Here is a 13,408-nt window from a genome sequence, read left to right on the forward strand (position 1 = left end):
GCGCCCCGACCTTCTCGTCGGGGTCCTGGACGTGACGGTGAAGTCGCTGGTGCAGTACGCCCTCGACGCGGTCGCGACCCTGCGCCAAGCCGGCCTCGCCGCGGCGATGGGCAATACGGACGCCGAGGGGATCGCACTGATCCAGCTGATCGCCAGTGGGGCACCGATGGCGGAGGACCTCGTCGAAGGGCGCCTGCGCTACCGGATGGCGCGGTGGCACGTGGGCCTCGTGTTGTGGATCGAAGTTCCCGAGCAGGCCGATGCCCTGGACCGGGCGATCTCTGCCGTGCGCTCCGCCGCCGGCGGCGGCCGGAGCGCCCTGGTGGCGCGCGCCAGCGCCACGTCGCGGTGGATCTGGCTCTCGGGGGAGGCCGTCCCGGACCTTCACCACGTGGAGAAGGACCTCGCGACGACCGACGAGGTCCGCGCGGCGGTGGGAAGGCCGGGGCGCGGACTCGAAGGGTTCCGGTCCAGCCACCAGGACGCCCTCGCGGCGCAGGCGCTGGTGGCCCGGCTCGGGTCCGACCGGCGATTCACCGCCTACGCCGACGTCGAGTTGATCGACGCGCTCACGAAGGACGGTGTCGGCGCACGTCGGTTCGTCATCAACACCCTCGGGCCGTTGGCCGAAGCCGACACCGCCCTTCGGCAGGCCCTCCTCACCTACGTGCAGTGCGGCTTCAACACCACCCGGGCGGCCGCCAACCTCTACGCGCACCGCAACACCGTCGAACGGCGGGACACTCAGGCCCGTTCACGGCCCCGCGAGGGCCTGTGGGAGGGCGCTGCGAATGGCGGTGATCAGGGTGTGGCTCGCGTCGAAGGCGGCGGCCATGGCCTGGGTGGGGTTGGTGCCGGCCTGCTGGTGGAGGACGACACCGAGGATGAGGTGGGAGGTTCCTTCGATCTCCTTGGTGGCGGCCCACATGAGGTTGCCGCCGGCCGGGGTGGAGGAGCCGGTCTTCAGACCGATCACTCCGTCTTGGCCGAGGAGTCGGTTGCTGTTGTTGATCTGCACGCCGACGCCGGGGGCTGTGACGGTGGGTGTGGCGACGATCTGGCGGAAGGCTTCGTTCTTCATGACGGCGCGGGCCAGCTTCAGCTGGTCGGTTGCCGTGCTCTGCGTGCTGGGCTCCATGCCCGAGGCTCCCGTGTAGACCGTGCGGTCCATTCCGAGCTTCGAGGCGGCCTTGTTCATCTTCTTGGCGAACTCTTCCTGGCTTCCGGCATCCCAGCGGGCCAGAAGCCGGGCGACGTTGTTGCCGGACGGCAGCATCATGAGCTCCAGGAGCTGGCGCTGGGTGTATTCGCGGTCAGCCACGAGGGGTGCGGTCGATTCGCTTGAGGAGTACGACTCGTCGGCGGCTTGCTGGTCGGCGGTCACCGTCTTGCCCTGCTTCCCCGCCGGCATCGGGTGGTCGGTGAGGATCACGTACGCGGTCATGACCTTGGTGATGCTGGCGATCGGCACGGGTGTCTGTTCGCCTTGGGTCCCGAGGCTTCCGACGCCTTCGACCTCCGCGCTCGCCTGGCCTTCTGTCGGCCACGGCAGGTCCATCGCCCGGCTCAGGGCGGCATCCGGTTCGGTGCCTGCGACGCCGAGGCTGGAGGACTCTTCTCCGCCGAGGCTGGTGAGGTCCTTGCCCCCGAAGGTGTAACAGCCGGCCGTGCCGCTCATGAGGAGGGCGGCGGACAAGTACAGGGCGGCGGGCCGGCGGAGACGGGGGCGGTAACGGCAGGGGCTGTCGGACATGGGGTACCTCCCAGGCGGGTCTGGTGCGGATCCCGCACCTGAATTCACCTTCGAGGGCCCGTGCTTCCGGTCTCGTGCGCCCCTGTTTCCGTCGCCGCGGGGTCGTATTGCGGTTACGTTTCAGACTGGATCGAGGCCAGGTCGAGGGTGGCGGTCGCGCCTCCGTCGGGGGCGTTGATGAAGGTCAGCCGCGCTCCGAGGACATCGGCCTGCCCCAGCGCGATGGTGAGTCCGAGGCCGTGGCCGCGTCCCCGCTCGGAGGTTCCCGTACGGAAGCGCTGCGGTCCTTCGGCGAGGAGCGTGGCGGGCAAGCCGGGTCCGTGGTCCCGTACGACGATCCGCGTGCCGGTGACGGTGACCTCGACAGGGGTGGCTCCGTGCCGGTGTGCGTTGGTCACCAGGTTGACCACGATCCGCTCCACCCTTCGTGGGTCGGTCTCCACGACCTGGGCGTCCCTGGTCGTGACGACGGTCTGCGTCCCGGTCCGGCGCACGACGTCGGCGACCAGGTCCCCCAGGGGTACGACGTCGGTCCGGGCCCGTTCGGCGCCCGCGTCGAGCCGGGAGATTTCCAGGAGGTCCTCGACCAGGCCGTTCAGTGCCAGGGCCCGGTCGCGTACGAGTTCCGCCGCTTCGTCGTCCTGCGGGAGCAGTCCTGCGGCGGTGGACAGGCCCATCAAAGGGGTGCGCAGTTCATGGGCGACGTCCGCGGTGAACCGCCGCTCGTTCTCCAGCTTGCGCTGCAGGGCTCCGGCCATCACGTCCACGGCGGCCGACATCTCGGTGATCTCGTCACGGGCTCGGCCGCGGGAGCCGATCCGGGCGTCGAGGTCGCCGTCGGCGATGGCCCGGGCGGTGCGGGAACCATGGCGCAGTCGGCGGTTCATCGGTTCGGTGGCCAGCGCGGCGAGCGGCACGACGACGGCGAGGGCGGCGAGCACGGCTTTGATGATGCTGCGGTCCAGGAGCTGGAGGCTGCGTACCTCGGTACTCATGTCCGTCCGCGCGACGAGTACCCGGTTGCCGGCGACGGGCTGGGCTGCCCACAGCCAGTACCAGTTGGGGGGTTTCCGGTCGTACCAGGTCACGTACAGATCGTTCGGGTTCTTGGCTGCCAGTGCGTGTGCGAGGGGCGCTTCCAGCTGTTGGGGGGAACTGATCTCGACGTCGAGAGGTGTCGTGCCCGTGCGGGTGTACTCCCGCTCCGCGGCGGTCAGGCGGGCGGCGACGCGCTGCTCGCCGGTGCGGTCGCCGCGTTCGGATATGGCTTGGTGGACGAGTACGCCGATCACTGCGGCCACCGCGCAGCAGGCGGCCGCGGTCAAGGCCGCGATCTTCCAGCGCAGGGCGCGTGGGTTGAGGAGTGCCATGGGCCGGTTCGGTCTCTCAGTCGCGGACGAGTTTGTAGCCGAAGCCGCGGATGGTCTCGATCCGGCCGGTTCCGATCTTCTTGCGCAGGCGCAGGACGCACAGGTCCACGACCCGGGAGTCTCCTTCCCAGCCGTAGTCCCAGACATCGCGGAGCAGACGTCGGCGGTCCAGCACGATGCCGGGTGCCGCGGCGAACTCCAGGAGGAGGCGTAGTTCGGTGGGGGTCAGCGGGACGGGCCGGCCGTCGCGGTGCACTTCCAGACCGACGGTGTTCACGGTCAGGTCGCCGAAGACCAGCACTCCGGGGGTCACCGCACTGGCTTGGGCCGCGCGTACGTGAGTGTCCGGGGAGCGGGTTGGCGGCTTCTCGGCCTCTTCGGGTCGTCTGAAGCTCGCGCGGCGCAGCAGCATGCGGATGCGGGCGACGAGGACGGCGGTGTCGACGGGTTTGACGACGTAGTCGTCGGCGCCTGCTTCCAGGCCTGCGACGACGTCGAGGGCGTCGCCGCGGGCGGACATCATCAGGATCGGTACCAGGCTCTCCTCCCGGATGCGCTGGCACAGCCCGATGCCGTCGAGCTCGGGCAGCATGACGTCCAGGATCAGCAGATCATGGGCGTCCGCTCGGAATGCCTCCAGGCCGGCGAGGCCGTCCCCGGCCACTGCGACCTGATAGCCGTAGCGCTCCAGGAAGAGCTGGACGGCGCGGCGGATGACGGCGTCGTCCTCGACGACGAGGACGCTGACGGGGCCTGGTACTCGGATGGCCGACATACCACCAATCTGCTCATGGGTGGGCATATGTTCCTGGTCATCGTAGTCAGAGGGTCGGGTGGCGTGGTCACAGCCGCAGCGAGGCCGCGATGGGGAGGTGGTCGCTGCCCGTGGCCGGGAGCGACCAGGAGGAGGCAGGGCTGACTCCCCGGACGAGGATCTGGTCGATGCGCACCAACGGGAACGATGCCGGCCAGGTGAGGCCGAAGCCCGCGCCCGCTTCGCTGTGTGCGGAGCGCAACTGTGAGGTCAGCGAGCTGAGCGCAGTGTCCTCGTTCGTCCCGTTGAAGTCGCCCATCACGATGACTCGGGGGAGTCGTTCGGCCCGCACGGCCTCGGCGAGATTCCTTCCCGCCTCGTTGCGGCGGGCTGTGGCGAAGCCGAGGGGGGTTACCCGTACCGACGCGAGGTGAGCGGCGAATACGGCAACGGGTCCTTGGGGGGTGTCGACCGTGGCCCGTACCGCACGGGTCCAGGGCATGATCGGTACGGGTTCCACCCGGCGCAGCGGGTGCGTGCTCCACAGCCCGATGCCGAGGTGTACCGAGTGGTACGGGTAGGCCTCGGCCAGCTCACGCTCGTACGCGGGTGTGCTCTTGGAGGACAGCTCTTCCAGGGCGAGTACGTGTGCCCCGGACCGGGCGAGGGCACGGGCGGTGCCTTCGGGATCAGGGTTCGCCTCGTCCACGTTGTGAGTGACCACGATCAGGTCTCCGCCCTCGGAGCTCTTGTCGGCCACCACACCGTGGAAGAGTGAGCCCCAGACGACCGCGGGCGCGATCACGGCGACGGCCGCGATCCGAGAGCGTCGAACCGCCGCGAAGGTGAGCAGCACCGGAACGCTCAGCCCAGCCCACGGCAGGAAGGTCTCGAACAGACTGCCGAGCTGGCCGACCCCGTTGGGGATCTGGGCGTGCAGCGCCATCAGCAGGGCTGCGCAGAGCGCGAAGCAGGCGATCAGCCGTCCGCGACGGCCCGCGCGTGCGCGGGCTTCACGCGACCCGGCACCATCCTGGGGCGGGTCGGCGGGCCCCGTTCGGGTGGCGGGACTGGGGCGGTGGGGAGTGCTCAACATGACAAAGGCCTCCGGCATCACGTACACCGGGAATCGGGTACGGGCACAGAGTCGCGTGGGCACGCTTCCAGCCGACCCGATCACTGCTTCGAGCGCCCCACGGCTTTGTTTCAGGTACGTATCGACCCGAGCTGATTCCTGGGAAGTCGTCTACGTCGGTTCGGCGGCGTGCCTCGCCCTGGCCGTGGTGGTGCTGATGTCGCGGGTGCCCGAGATCCGCGGACGCGGCGGGCGCGCAGGACGGGGCCGAGGAGGAGCCGGTGAGGGTTCCGGGATGCGCTCGTGTAATCCGCCCGGAGGGCTCACGCGGACCCCTCGGAGTACGGCAGGAGGGCCGCGCTGCCTTCCATGACGACGCCGTACACGTCGTCCGTGGTGAGCTTCTGCTGCGTACGGTCTCCCTCGAAGAACACGACGCGGCGGCGCCGCGGCATGTCGGCGAAGCGGTCGATGACTTCCTGGGCGATGTCGGGCAGCATCTCGACCGGTGCCGAGACGGCGCCGAGAACGCCGTCGAAGGGCTTGCCGGTGTGCGGGTCGAGGAGCAGGCTCCAGACACCGTTGTCGGCGAGAACCTGCAGTAGGTACGTGTACACGTTCCAGCGGGCGCCGCCCTGCGAGGCAGTCGGCGACGGGAGCCGGTTTCCTTTGCACACCACGTTGATCAGGTAGTTGGCGTCCCCCGCGGGGCCGGCCAGGACGTGCATGTGCCTGGAGCGTCCCCAGGCGGCGGGGACCAGCACGCCTTCGCGTTCCAGGTCGAGCAGCAGGGACTGGACGAGTCCGTCGCGGGTCGAGTCGTCGCTCATGGTGCCGGGACCGGCCCTGCGGATGTGGAGGAGGGGCGCGTCATCAGGGATGAGGGGCAGGAACTTGGTCACTACGGCGAGGGCTTCGTCCGTCGTCGGGCGGATGGGGCCGTCCCGGACGACGACTACGCCTTCGATGGTGTCGGGATCCATCGGTGTCACGTCATGGCGCCCAGTGGGCAGTACGGGCGTCTTCAGGAGTTCGGCACCGCAGCCGGCGTTGGCGCAGAAGCCGCCGACCGGTTCCGCCACGTCGACGGGGTTCGTGTATGAGGGCGGCCGCTTCCCCTTCAAACAGTCCCTGCACAGCGTGTACCGGCAGTTCTGGCATTGAAGGCCAAGGGGATTCGTGACGTCGATACGCACGCCTTTGGTGGCATACAGGACCGTGTGAGTCGAGTACCAGCGGCCGTCACAGGACGAGCACTCCGTCGTGATCGGCGCCAGCAGCGCGCTCTGCCACTGCATGTCGGTCGGTGGCTCGGGAGATGTGAGGCGTGCCGTGCGGCTTTGGCCCAGGACCGTGAGCGCCACGAACAGCCCGTCGGTGCTTTCCGGGTCATGGCGCAGACGGCGCAGGACCTCGTCCAGCGCCGTACGGTGTCGTCCCTCCCTCAGGAGTCCCGCCACCGTGTGCCGCAGGTCCGTGAGGTGCGGGCCTCGCTTCCATTCCGACAGTTCGAATCGCCGCATGGAGATCACCGCCAATCCGCTAGTTCGGCCGCTTCGGCATGCCGCCCGGCCCTGGTCAGCGCCTGCACAGCGGTCTGACGTACCGTCTCGAAGAGCGCCAGGGGCAGTGGCGTGGCCAGCAGCCGGTTGAGTTGGTTGATGGCCTCGCCGAGCCGGCCGAGCCGGATCAGCACCTGGGCCAGCGAGAGCGCCCTGCGCTGCTGGTCGATCTGGGGCAGGGGAATCCGCGGGGAGTCGACCGGCGGGCTCTGGACCGCTCTGGCGAGCATCTCGGCGAGCATGCGGAACGACTGAGGACGTTCTGACAGGTGTGGCTGCAGGCAGCTCGACACGAGGATGCTGATGCCCTCCCCGGGTGGGGTGACGGGTACCTCGGTCGGCTCGGACTGCCCCCAGTAATAGAGCTCCTCTTGACGACGTTCCGGGCCTGGAGACGCGTAGTAGTCCAGCAGTTGCGCCTGCTGGGTGACCGGGTCGGATGCCGGGGCGAACGAGTAGGGGAGCCTGCCCGTGCACGCTTCGTAGAGGAGCACGCCGAAGGAGAAGATGTCGGCGCGGGTGTCGCAGGGTTCCCGCCGCAGCACCTCGGGCGCGGCGTACGCCCAGGTGCCGCCCCGCGCGCTCGCGAAGCGTCCGTCCTGGATACGCACCTGCCGGGCCAGGCCGAAGTCGGCGACCTTGGCCCGACCTGTGTCGTCGATGAGTACGTTCGACGGTTTGAGGTCGAGGTGAGCGACCTCGACGACGTTGGACAGGTGAGCCATGCCGTCGCACACTTGCTGCAGGATTCCGGCGAGTCCGGGCCCGTGCCGCAGCCGGATCAGGTCGGTCAGGGTCGAGGGCGCGTAGTCGAAGACGATGCCCGACCGCCCACGCACATCGATGACGTCGAGCGTGGTGACGATGTGCCGGTGCGGTTCGAGCGCGAGCAACATCGCGAGTTCGCCGTCGCCGACGAGTGCGTCGGACAGCGGGGTCTTGATCGCGCGGCGGCCTCCGCGCTCAAGGTCGTCGACGATAAGTACCCATGCCTGCCCGCCGCGGCGGATCTCCGCCACCGACCAGCGGCCGGACAGCACCTCGCCGATGGCGGCAGGTGCTCCCGCGGGCGGTGGCGGCGGTTCGTACGGTCCATCGGCCGTGAGGTCGGTGTCGGGGTCCACCTGATGATTCCTCCCTTTCACTCGGGTGCCTCAGGCGTCACGCTCGCATTCGGGTCGAAAAGGTCGGGCGCGGAGAACTCCACCAGCATCGTTCCACTCGCGACGCTCAGCCGGTCCTTGTCCCCGACCGGACAGGTGTCCCCCTTGGCCAGCCTCAACTGGCGTGTGGCGCCGGCCAGGAACGCGGGGTGGGAACCCAAGTGCCGGTAGGTCAAGGTCGTACCGATCAGGGTGAGATGGCCGTGGAAGCGGCTGTCGCGGTGGTCCGGCAGGCACACGCGATTGTGTGCGTTGCGGCCGAGCGAGACGGTGAAGTCGTCGGTTTCCAGGATGAGTTCCTTCGCACCGTCGCGCAGCCACGACAACCGAAGGGTGCCATCGGCGAACCGGTGGACCGGTGCGGCGAGACGCAGGCGCTCGGGGGCGAGCGCGACGAGCTGCTCGGCGGGGGCGAGCAGCACGCTGTCGCGGTTCCAGTGCCCCGAGTTGAGGCGCGCCGACACGATGCCGATGACGCTGCCCGTCCCAGTGAGCAGTACCGGTGCGCCGCTCATGCCCGGCTGGGCGTGTCGGCAGCTCACCTTCACCCAGGACCTGCCGTCTTGCGCCGTGGCGCCGACGTAGTGGCCGACACCGGAGTCGTAGTCGCGGGACGTGGCGAATCCGCGCAGGTGGACCGGGGCGCCGGGGGTGGCGCTCGTATGCGAGGCGAGCGTCATCGGCTTCCAGTCGTCGGCTTCGCGTACGTGGATGAGCGCCACGTCGGTCGCGCGGTCCGAGGGCAGCGAGCAGTCGACGGGGAGCGAGATTCCGGGCGCGGCGATGGGCTCGAAGGTCCATTGCGCGGCGGGGTGCGGCGCAAGGACATGAGCGGCGGTCGCGGCGAGCCCGTCGGCGGTGAGGACGAAGGCGGTTCCGACGGGCTCACCATCGCGTACCAGCCTTCCGATGGTGTCCACTGCGACGCCTCAGTCCGGGAACAGCCGGTTGGCCAGTTCGAGCAGGGGATCCTTGCCGGATCGGCCCTCGGCCGACAGCTGTTCCGTGTCTGACCCGCTCCCGGGGGCGCGGGTTGCCTGGACCGCCGCCGCCAGTCGGTGGCCGTTGAGGGCCGCTGTCGCGTTGGCGTCCGCGCGGGACTCGGCTGCCTCGGTTCGGGCGGTCAGGTCCGCCACCCGCTGCCGCTGCATCGTCGTACCGAGCAAGGCGCCGATGGCCGCGAACGCGACGGCCTCCACGGACCCGAGGACGACAAGCAGACGTGACCAGGTGACGTCGCTCGCGTCGGCGTTGAAGGCCAGCCAGGCGAGGAGCCCGATCCACAGCGCGATGACCGTGACCGCGACGACGAGCGCCGTCCCGGCGAGTGGCGCGCCCGCCGCCGCCGCATCCCCAGGCTCCTCGCCCGCCTCGTCACCCGTGTTCCCGATTCCAGGCACAAGCCCCCCTCGCATGCTGCAACTGCCCGAACCCGCCTCAGTGTCGGGAAGTCGGCCGTACGACCGCTGACCGCTCTCCTTGTTGTTCCCTCTACCCCGTCGGGTCCTCCCTGTCCCCTGGACGCCCGGTTGCTGTCTGGTCGTCACCATGGCGCTCAAGTGGCCTGCGGTGAATGAGCCCTTCGCGGAGCGGAAACTCGGAGAGTCAGGCCATCCGGTTCGTGGGGACCGAGAAGCATCCCCAAGCCATTTACCACGTCTACCGCGGTCCGGACCGGGCGCAGGCTCTGGCGTTCCTCCGGCGGACTCCGGTCCGGGAGCCTCATGTGTACGTCGTCGTCGAGACGCCGCAGGGCAATGTCGGCCGCGACCTGATCTACCTCTTCGAGGAGGGCAATGGGCAGCTGATCGAGTTCGGTTCACGTACGCAGTCGGAAGTCCCCGTGCCGTCGGCCACGCACTGCGCGTGGTGCGGGTTCTACATGGTTCCGTTCGTTCTGCCCCAAGAGGCACGCCTCGCCTCAACTCTCAGCAGCAGGTCCAGGTCGTGGGCCACCGCAGGAGTGCGGGAGGGCGTCGTGGGTCCACGTGCGCGACGGGGGCGCTTCGTCTTCGGTGTTACGGCGGACGTACCGCCGTGTGCGGTGGCCATCACGGTTCCTTCTCGGAGAGCTCGGCCGTCCCGGCCGGTTCGGGTGTCTCCAGGGTCGACACGTCGCCCTCGGGCAGGCCCAGTTCGCGGGCCCGCAGCAGGCGGCGCATCACCTTTCCGCTGCGGGTGTGGGGCAGATCCTCGACGAACTCGATCTCCCGGGGGGCCACAGCCGGGCCGAGGCGCCGGCGGGCGAATGCCAAGACGTCGCGCCGTAGTTCGGTGTCGGGCGGATACTCGGGGCGCGGCAGCACGAACGCCTTGACGATCGCGCCTGCCAGCGGGTCGGGGCGTCCGATGACACCGGCCTCGGCGACCGCCGGATGCTCCATGAGCGCGCTCTCCACCTCGAATGGTCCGATGAGGTGCCCCGCGGACTTGATGACGTCGTCGGCGCGGCCCACGAACCAGTACCAGCCGTCGGCGTCGCGGCTGACGAGGTCGCCGGTCAGGTACCAGCCGGCCGCGAAGCACGCCTCGTAACGGTGCGGCTCGTGGAGGTAGGCCCGGAACATCGAGGGCCAGCCCGCCCGTAGGGCGAGCTCGCCCTGGGCGCCGGGTTCTTGGAGGATCTGGACGTGCCCGCCGGTGATGGCCGCCCGGCCGTCCTCGCCGCATGCCAGGACGGCGGCCTCGATACCGGGAAGGGGTCGGCCCATCGAACCGGGCCGCACCGGGTCGGCCGCGAAGTTGGCGATCATGATGGCACCGGTCTCGGTCTGCCACCAGGTGTCGTGGACCGGTTGCCCGAGCGCCTCCCGGCCCCAGTGCACAGCCTCGGGGTTCAATGGCTCCCCGACGCTCGCGACGAACCGGAGCGCGGAGAGGTCGTGCCGCGCGGCGGGCGTCGGCTCGCCGCTGCGTGGTGTGGCCCGCATGAGCATGCGGAGCGCGGTGGGCGCGGTGTACCAGACGGTGACGTGCTGGTCGGCGAGTATCCGGTACCAGCGAGCGGGGGCGAAGTCCCCTTCGTCGACGACGGTCGTCACACCGTGGGTGAGCGGGGCGATGATGCCGTACGACATGCCGGTGACCCAGCCGGGGTCGGCGGTGCACCAGAAGACGTCGCCCTCGTGCAGGTCCAGGGCGTAGGCGGCGGTGACGTGATGGGCGAGGACCGCCTCGTGCACGTGTACCGCGCCCTTGGGGGTCCCTGTCGTGCCGCTGGTGAAGTGCAGCAGTGCCGGTTCCGCCGGATCGGTCGGTCCCACTGTGTACGCGTCCGGCGCGGAGGCCGTGAGGGCGGGGAAGGACAGGGTGTCGGGGGGCGGGTCGGCCCCGGGGTCGAGAAGCAGGACGTGCCGCAGGTGCGGAAGACGGGACCGTACCGGGGCCACCTTGCGTTCGTACAGCTCCTGGGTCGTGACCAGCGCCCGGGCGTTGCCCAGCTTCATGCGCAGTGCGACGGGTTCGGGCCCGAAGGCGCTGAACAGGGGGCACACGACCCGGCCGGCCCGCAGCGTTCCGAGGACGGTGCTGTACAGCTCGAACCGGCGGCCGAGGAGGGTGAACACCCGCTCGCCGCGTTCCAGTCCGAGCGTCTCCAGAACGTGCGCGAAGCGGGAGCTCTCGGCTGCGAGCGCGGCGAAGCTGACCGTCCGGACGGATCCGTCGCGGGCGATGCAGCGCAACGCGACCTGTTCGCCGTGGCCCTCGCGCAGGTGCCGGTCGACCGCCTCGTATCCGATGTTGATGCCGCCGTCCGGCAGCCCGGCGAGCCGGGACCGCTCCCGTCGCCAGGAGAAGACGGCCCGGGCGCTGTCGTAGTCGGGCATCACCGGTGCCACCCACAGGGCGTTCATCGCGGTGGCTCCACGTCGAGCGCGAGGTTGTCGTAGGCGTACTCGATCGATTCGTGCAGGGCGACGACTCCGTCGACCGAACGGCAGAGCCGCACGATCACGCGGATGTCGGCCCGCTCGGCGACCCGGCCCGTCAGCCCGACGACTCCGTCGTCGACGGTCACGCGGATCGTGTCGGGGGCGAGGCGCAGAGTGTCGGCCAGGACGTCGTGCTCGATCTCGTCACGGATCGCCGTGTCACTGCGTAGGAAGGGCCGCAGCAGGTCGCTGCGGCTGATGATCCCGACGAGGCGACCGGTCTCGTCGGTCACGGGCAGTCTCTTCACAGCCTTGCGCTGCATCGTCCGGGCCGTCTCGACGAGATTCCAGTTCGCCTGTGCCGTGACGGCCGGCGAGGTCATCAGCTGGGCGGCCGTCTCCGCATCGGGCAGCCCTCGCTCCTGGGATAGGAGTCGGACGCCGGTCCAACGGCCCTCCAGGTCGGGGAGCTCGGCGGTGGAACGCAGCAGGTCGGCCTCCGAGACCACGCCGAGCAGGCGTCGGTCGGCGTCGACGACCGGGACCGCCGAGACGTCGTGGTCGGCGAAGAGCCGGGCGATCTCCTTGAACGGGGTCTCTGGGGCTGCGGTGACCACGTCGTGGGTCATCACCTCGGAAACCGTGCGGTGCTGCATGACGGTCCTCCTTCAGGGGACACGGCCGCCCCAGTTCTCACTCTGCTGCGCGAAGCGCACCCGGGGCAGTGCCGAATGGTCCCCTTCCGGGACTGTTGGCCCCTATGGCGGCGGGCCCGCCGGGACGCACGGTGGAGACGGCGAGAGAGCCCGTCTCGGGAGGACCGCGGCCGGGCGCTCGTGCCGGGAGGCGAGAAGCATGACCGGGACCGGAGCAGGACAAGGCCAGGAGAAGCCTCGCGCCGGGTTGTGGGCTCGCGTCGGCGACCGGCTGATCGTGGGTGGTGCCACGGTCGGGGACGAGGGGCGAGACGGTGAGATCGTCGGGCTCCACCATCCGGACGGCACTCCGCCCTTCGATGTCCGATGGGCGGACACGGGCCGGGTCACCGAGGTGTTCCCGGGCCCGGACGCGCGCGTCCAGCACTTTCCGCCGCACGGCACGAGAGAGGCCGGACCCGGGAAGGCTGCTACGAGGTCGTGAATTCCGCCGTCGCGGCCACCACACCGGGCACCGCCCGGGTCAGGCGCAGGGCCAGATCCGCCGGAACGGACTGTGGCAGGCGTCCGGCGAGCGTCACCGCGCCGTTCTCGACCCGTACAGTCAGTGCCGCGTCACCTTCGGGGATCAGGTGCGTGAGGAGCTCGTGGCGCACGTCCTCGGCGAGTTCGGAGTCGGAGCGAAGGTAGACCTTGAGCAGATCGCCCCGGCTGACGACACCCACCGGGCGGCCGTCCTCGTCCACCACGGGAAGCCGCTTGAGGTGGCCCTGCGCCATCAGCCGCGCGGCCCCGGCGATCGTGGCATCGCGCGGAACGGTGACGGGCGGAGCCGACATCAGGCTGCCCGCCGTCACCGATCCCGCGTCGTCCCGGGCCTCTCCCGGAACCTTGCCGAGTACGTCCGCCTCGGACACCACGCCGACCACTCGTCCCTGGGCCGACAGCACGGGGACCGCGCTCACGCCCCAGCGCCGCATGGACCGGACGATCTCCTTGACCGGTGCGTCGAGCCTGGCGGAGACCACCGCATGGGTCATCACGTCGTCGACGGTACGAGGGTGCTTCATGACCGGCCTCCGGTACGTCTGCGCCCCGAGTCCTGTTGCTGCGAGGGTTTCGCCGCCGGGCGGCGGACGGCAAGGGCCGAAAGGGGCACGTCGGGACCCGGGCAGCACTGGCACGGACCGCCTGCCGATGCTT

11 protein-coding genes and 2 pseudogenes are annotated in these 13,408 nt (G+C 70.0%); 2 read left to right on the forward strand and 11 right to left on the reverse strand.

What is annotated here, in order from left to right:
* Window positions 1–166: 166 nt before the first annotated feature.
* A pseudogene (locus tag OG514_RS27900) lies at window positions 167–490 on the forward strand (PucR family transcriptional regulator); the annotation flags it as partial.
* Between the two features lie 264 nt (window positions 491–754).
* Here the strand turns inward: OG514_RS27900 and OG514_RS27905 are convergent.
* The 10 genes from OG514_RS27905 to OG514_RS27950 all read right to left on the reverse strand — a co-directional run bounded on the left by OG514_RS27905 (window position 755) and on the right by OG514_RS27950 (window position 12,205).
* On the reverse strand, window positions 755–1,753 hold the full coding sequence (locus OG514_RS27905; RefSeq protein ID WP_266899459.1) for a D-alanyl-D-alanine carboxypeptidase family protein: 999 nt from the start codon (window positions 1,751–1,753) through the stop codon (window positions 755–757).
* Window positions 1,754–1,866: 113 nt separating this feature from the next.
* Window positions 1,867–3,123, reverse strand: coding sequence for a HAMP domain-containing sensor histidine kinase (locus OG514_RS27910; protein ID WP_266899461.1), 1,257 nt, complete (start codon window positions 3,121–3,123; stop codon window positions 1,867–1,869).
* A gap of 16 nt (window positions 3,124–3,139) precedes the next feature.
* Window positions 3,140–3,925: a two-component system response regulator CseB gene (cseB, locus tag OG514_RS27915; protein WP_266899463.1), complete on the reverse strand. Its 786-nt coding sequence runs from the start codon at window positions 3,923–3,925 to the stop codon at window positions 3,140–3,142.
* 40 nt (window positions 3,926–3,965) lie between these two features.
* A complete protein-coding gene (locus tag OG514_RS27920) occupies window positions 3,966–4,973 on the reverse strand; it encodes an endonuclease/exonuclease/phosphatase family protein (protein ID WP_266899465.1) in 1,008 nt (335 codons plus the stop codon).
* A gap of 302 nt (window positions 4,974–5,275) precedes the next feature.
* Window positions 5,276–6,034, reverse strand: coding sequence for a hypothetical protein (locus tag OG514_RS27925; RefSeq protein ID WP_266899467.1), 759 nt, complete (start codon window positions 6,032–6,034; stop codon window positions 5,276–5,278).
* A 446-nt stretch (window positions 6,035–6,480) separates the two neighbouring features.
* Window positions 6,481–7,638, reverse strand: a complete 1,158-nt coding sequence (locus OG514_RS27930) for a serine/threonine-protein kinase (RefSeq protein WP_266899469.1) — start codon at window positions 7,636–7,638, stop codon at window positions 6,481–6,483.
* 17 nt (window positions 7,639–7,655) lie between these two features.
* Window positions 7,656–8,597 carry a serine protease gene (locus tag OG514_RS27935; protein WP_266899471.1) on the reverse strand — a complete coding sequence of 314 codons (942 nt, stop codon included), beginning with the start codon at window positions 8,595–8,597 and terminating at the stop codon, window positions 7,656–7,658.
* Window positions 8,598–8,606: 9 nt separating this feature from the next.
* Window positions 8,607–9,077 (reverse strand): hypothetical protein, encoded by a 471-nt coding sequence (locus OG514_RS27940; RefSeq protein ID WP_266899473.1) that lies wholly within the window; start codon window positions 9,075–9,077, stop codon window positions 8,607–8,609.
* 651 nt (window positions 9,078–9,728) lie between these two features.
* On the reverse strand, window positions 9,729–11,531 hold the full coding sequence (gene acsA, locus OG514_RS27945; protein WP_266899475.1) for an acetate--CoA ligase: 1,803 nt from the start codon (window positions 11,529–11,531) through the stop codon (window positions 9,729–9,731).
* Complete coding sequence (locus tag OG514_RS27950; protein WP_266899477.1) at window positions 11,528–12,205, reverse strand: CBS domain-containing protein; 678 nt, start codon at window positions 12,203–12,205, stop codon at window positions 11,528–11,530. Before OG514_RS27950 ends, acsA begins: the two co-directional genes overlap by 4 nt.
* Before the next feature lie 247 nt (window positions 12,206–12,452).
* Between OG514_RS27950 and OG514_RS27955 the strand changes: the two are divergent.
* Window positions 12,453–12,632: pseudogene (locus OG514_RS27955) on the forward strand (DUF1918 domain-containing protein); the annotation flags it as partial.
* Window positions 12,633–12,675: 43 nt separating this feature from the next.
* On the opposite strand, the gene OG514_RS27960 reads toward OG514_RS27955, so the two are convergent.
* Window positions 12,676–13,275, reverse strand: a complete 600-nt coding sequence (locus tag OG514_RS27960; protein ID WP_266899479.1) for a CBS domain-containing protein — start codon at window positions 13,273–13,275, stop codon at window positions 12,676–12,678.
* Window positions 13,276–13,408: the final 133 nt, after the last annotated feature.

Source organism: Streptomyces sp. NBC_00572, from assembly GCF_026341815.1.
Classification (GTDB): domain Bacteria; phylum Actinomycetota; class Actinomycetes; order Streptomycetales; family Streptomycetaceae; genus Streptomyces.

What these genes read in the sequence shown, in the direction of transcription:
- OG514_RS27905 (WP_266899459.1), bottom strand. Translation starts at nt 1,753, where the DNA reads ATGTCCGACAGCCCCTGCCGTTACCGCCCCCGTCTCCGCCGGCCCGCC.
- OG514_RS27910 (WP_266899461.1), bottom strand. Translation starts at nt 3,123, where the DNA reads ATGGCACTCCTCAACCCACGCGCCCTGCGCTGGAAGATCGCGGCCTTG.
- cseB (WP_266899463.1), bottom strand. Translation starts at nt 3,925, where the DNA reads ATGCCCACCCATGAGCAGATTGGTGGTATGTCGGCCATCCGAGTACCA.
- OG514_RS27920 (WP_266899465.1), bottom strand. Translation starts at nt 4,973, where the DNA reads ATGTTGAGCACTCCCCACCGCCCCAGTCCCGCCACCCGAACGGGGCCC.
- acsA (WP_266899475.1), bottom strand. Translation starts at nt 11,531, where the DNA reads ATGAACGCCCTGTGGGTGGCACCGGTGATGCCCGACTACGACAGCGCC.
- OG514_RS27950 (WP_266899477.1), bottom strand. Translation starts at nt 12,205, where the DNA reads ATGCAGCACCGCACGGTTTCCGAGGTGATGACCCACGACGTGGTCACC.
- OG514_RS27960 (WP_266899479.1), bottom strand. Translation starts at nt 13,275, where the DNA reads ATGAAGCACCCTCGTACCGTCGACGACGTGATGACCCATGCGGTGGTC.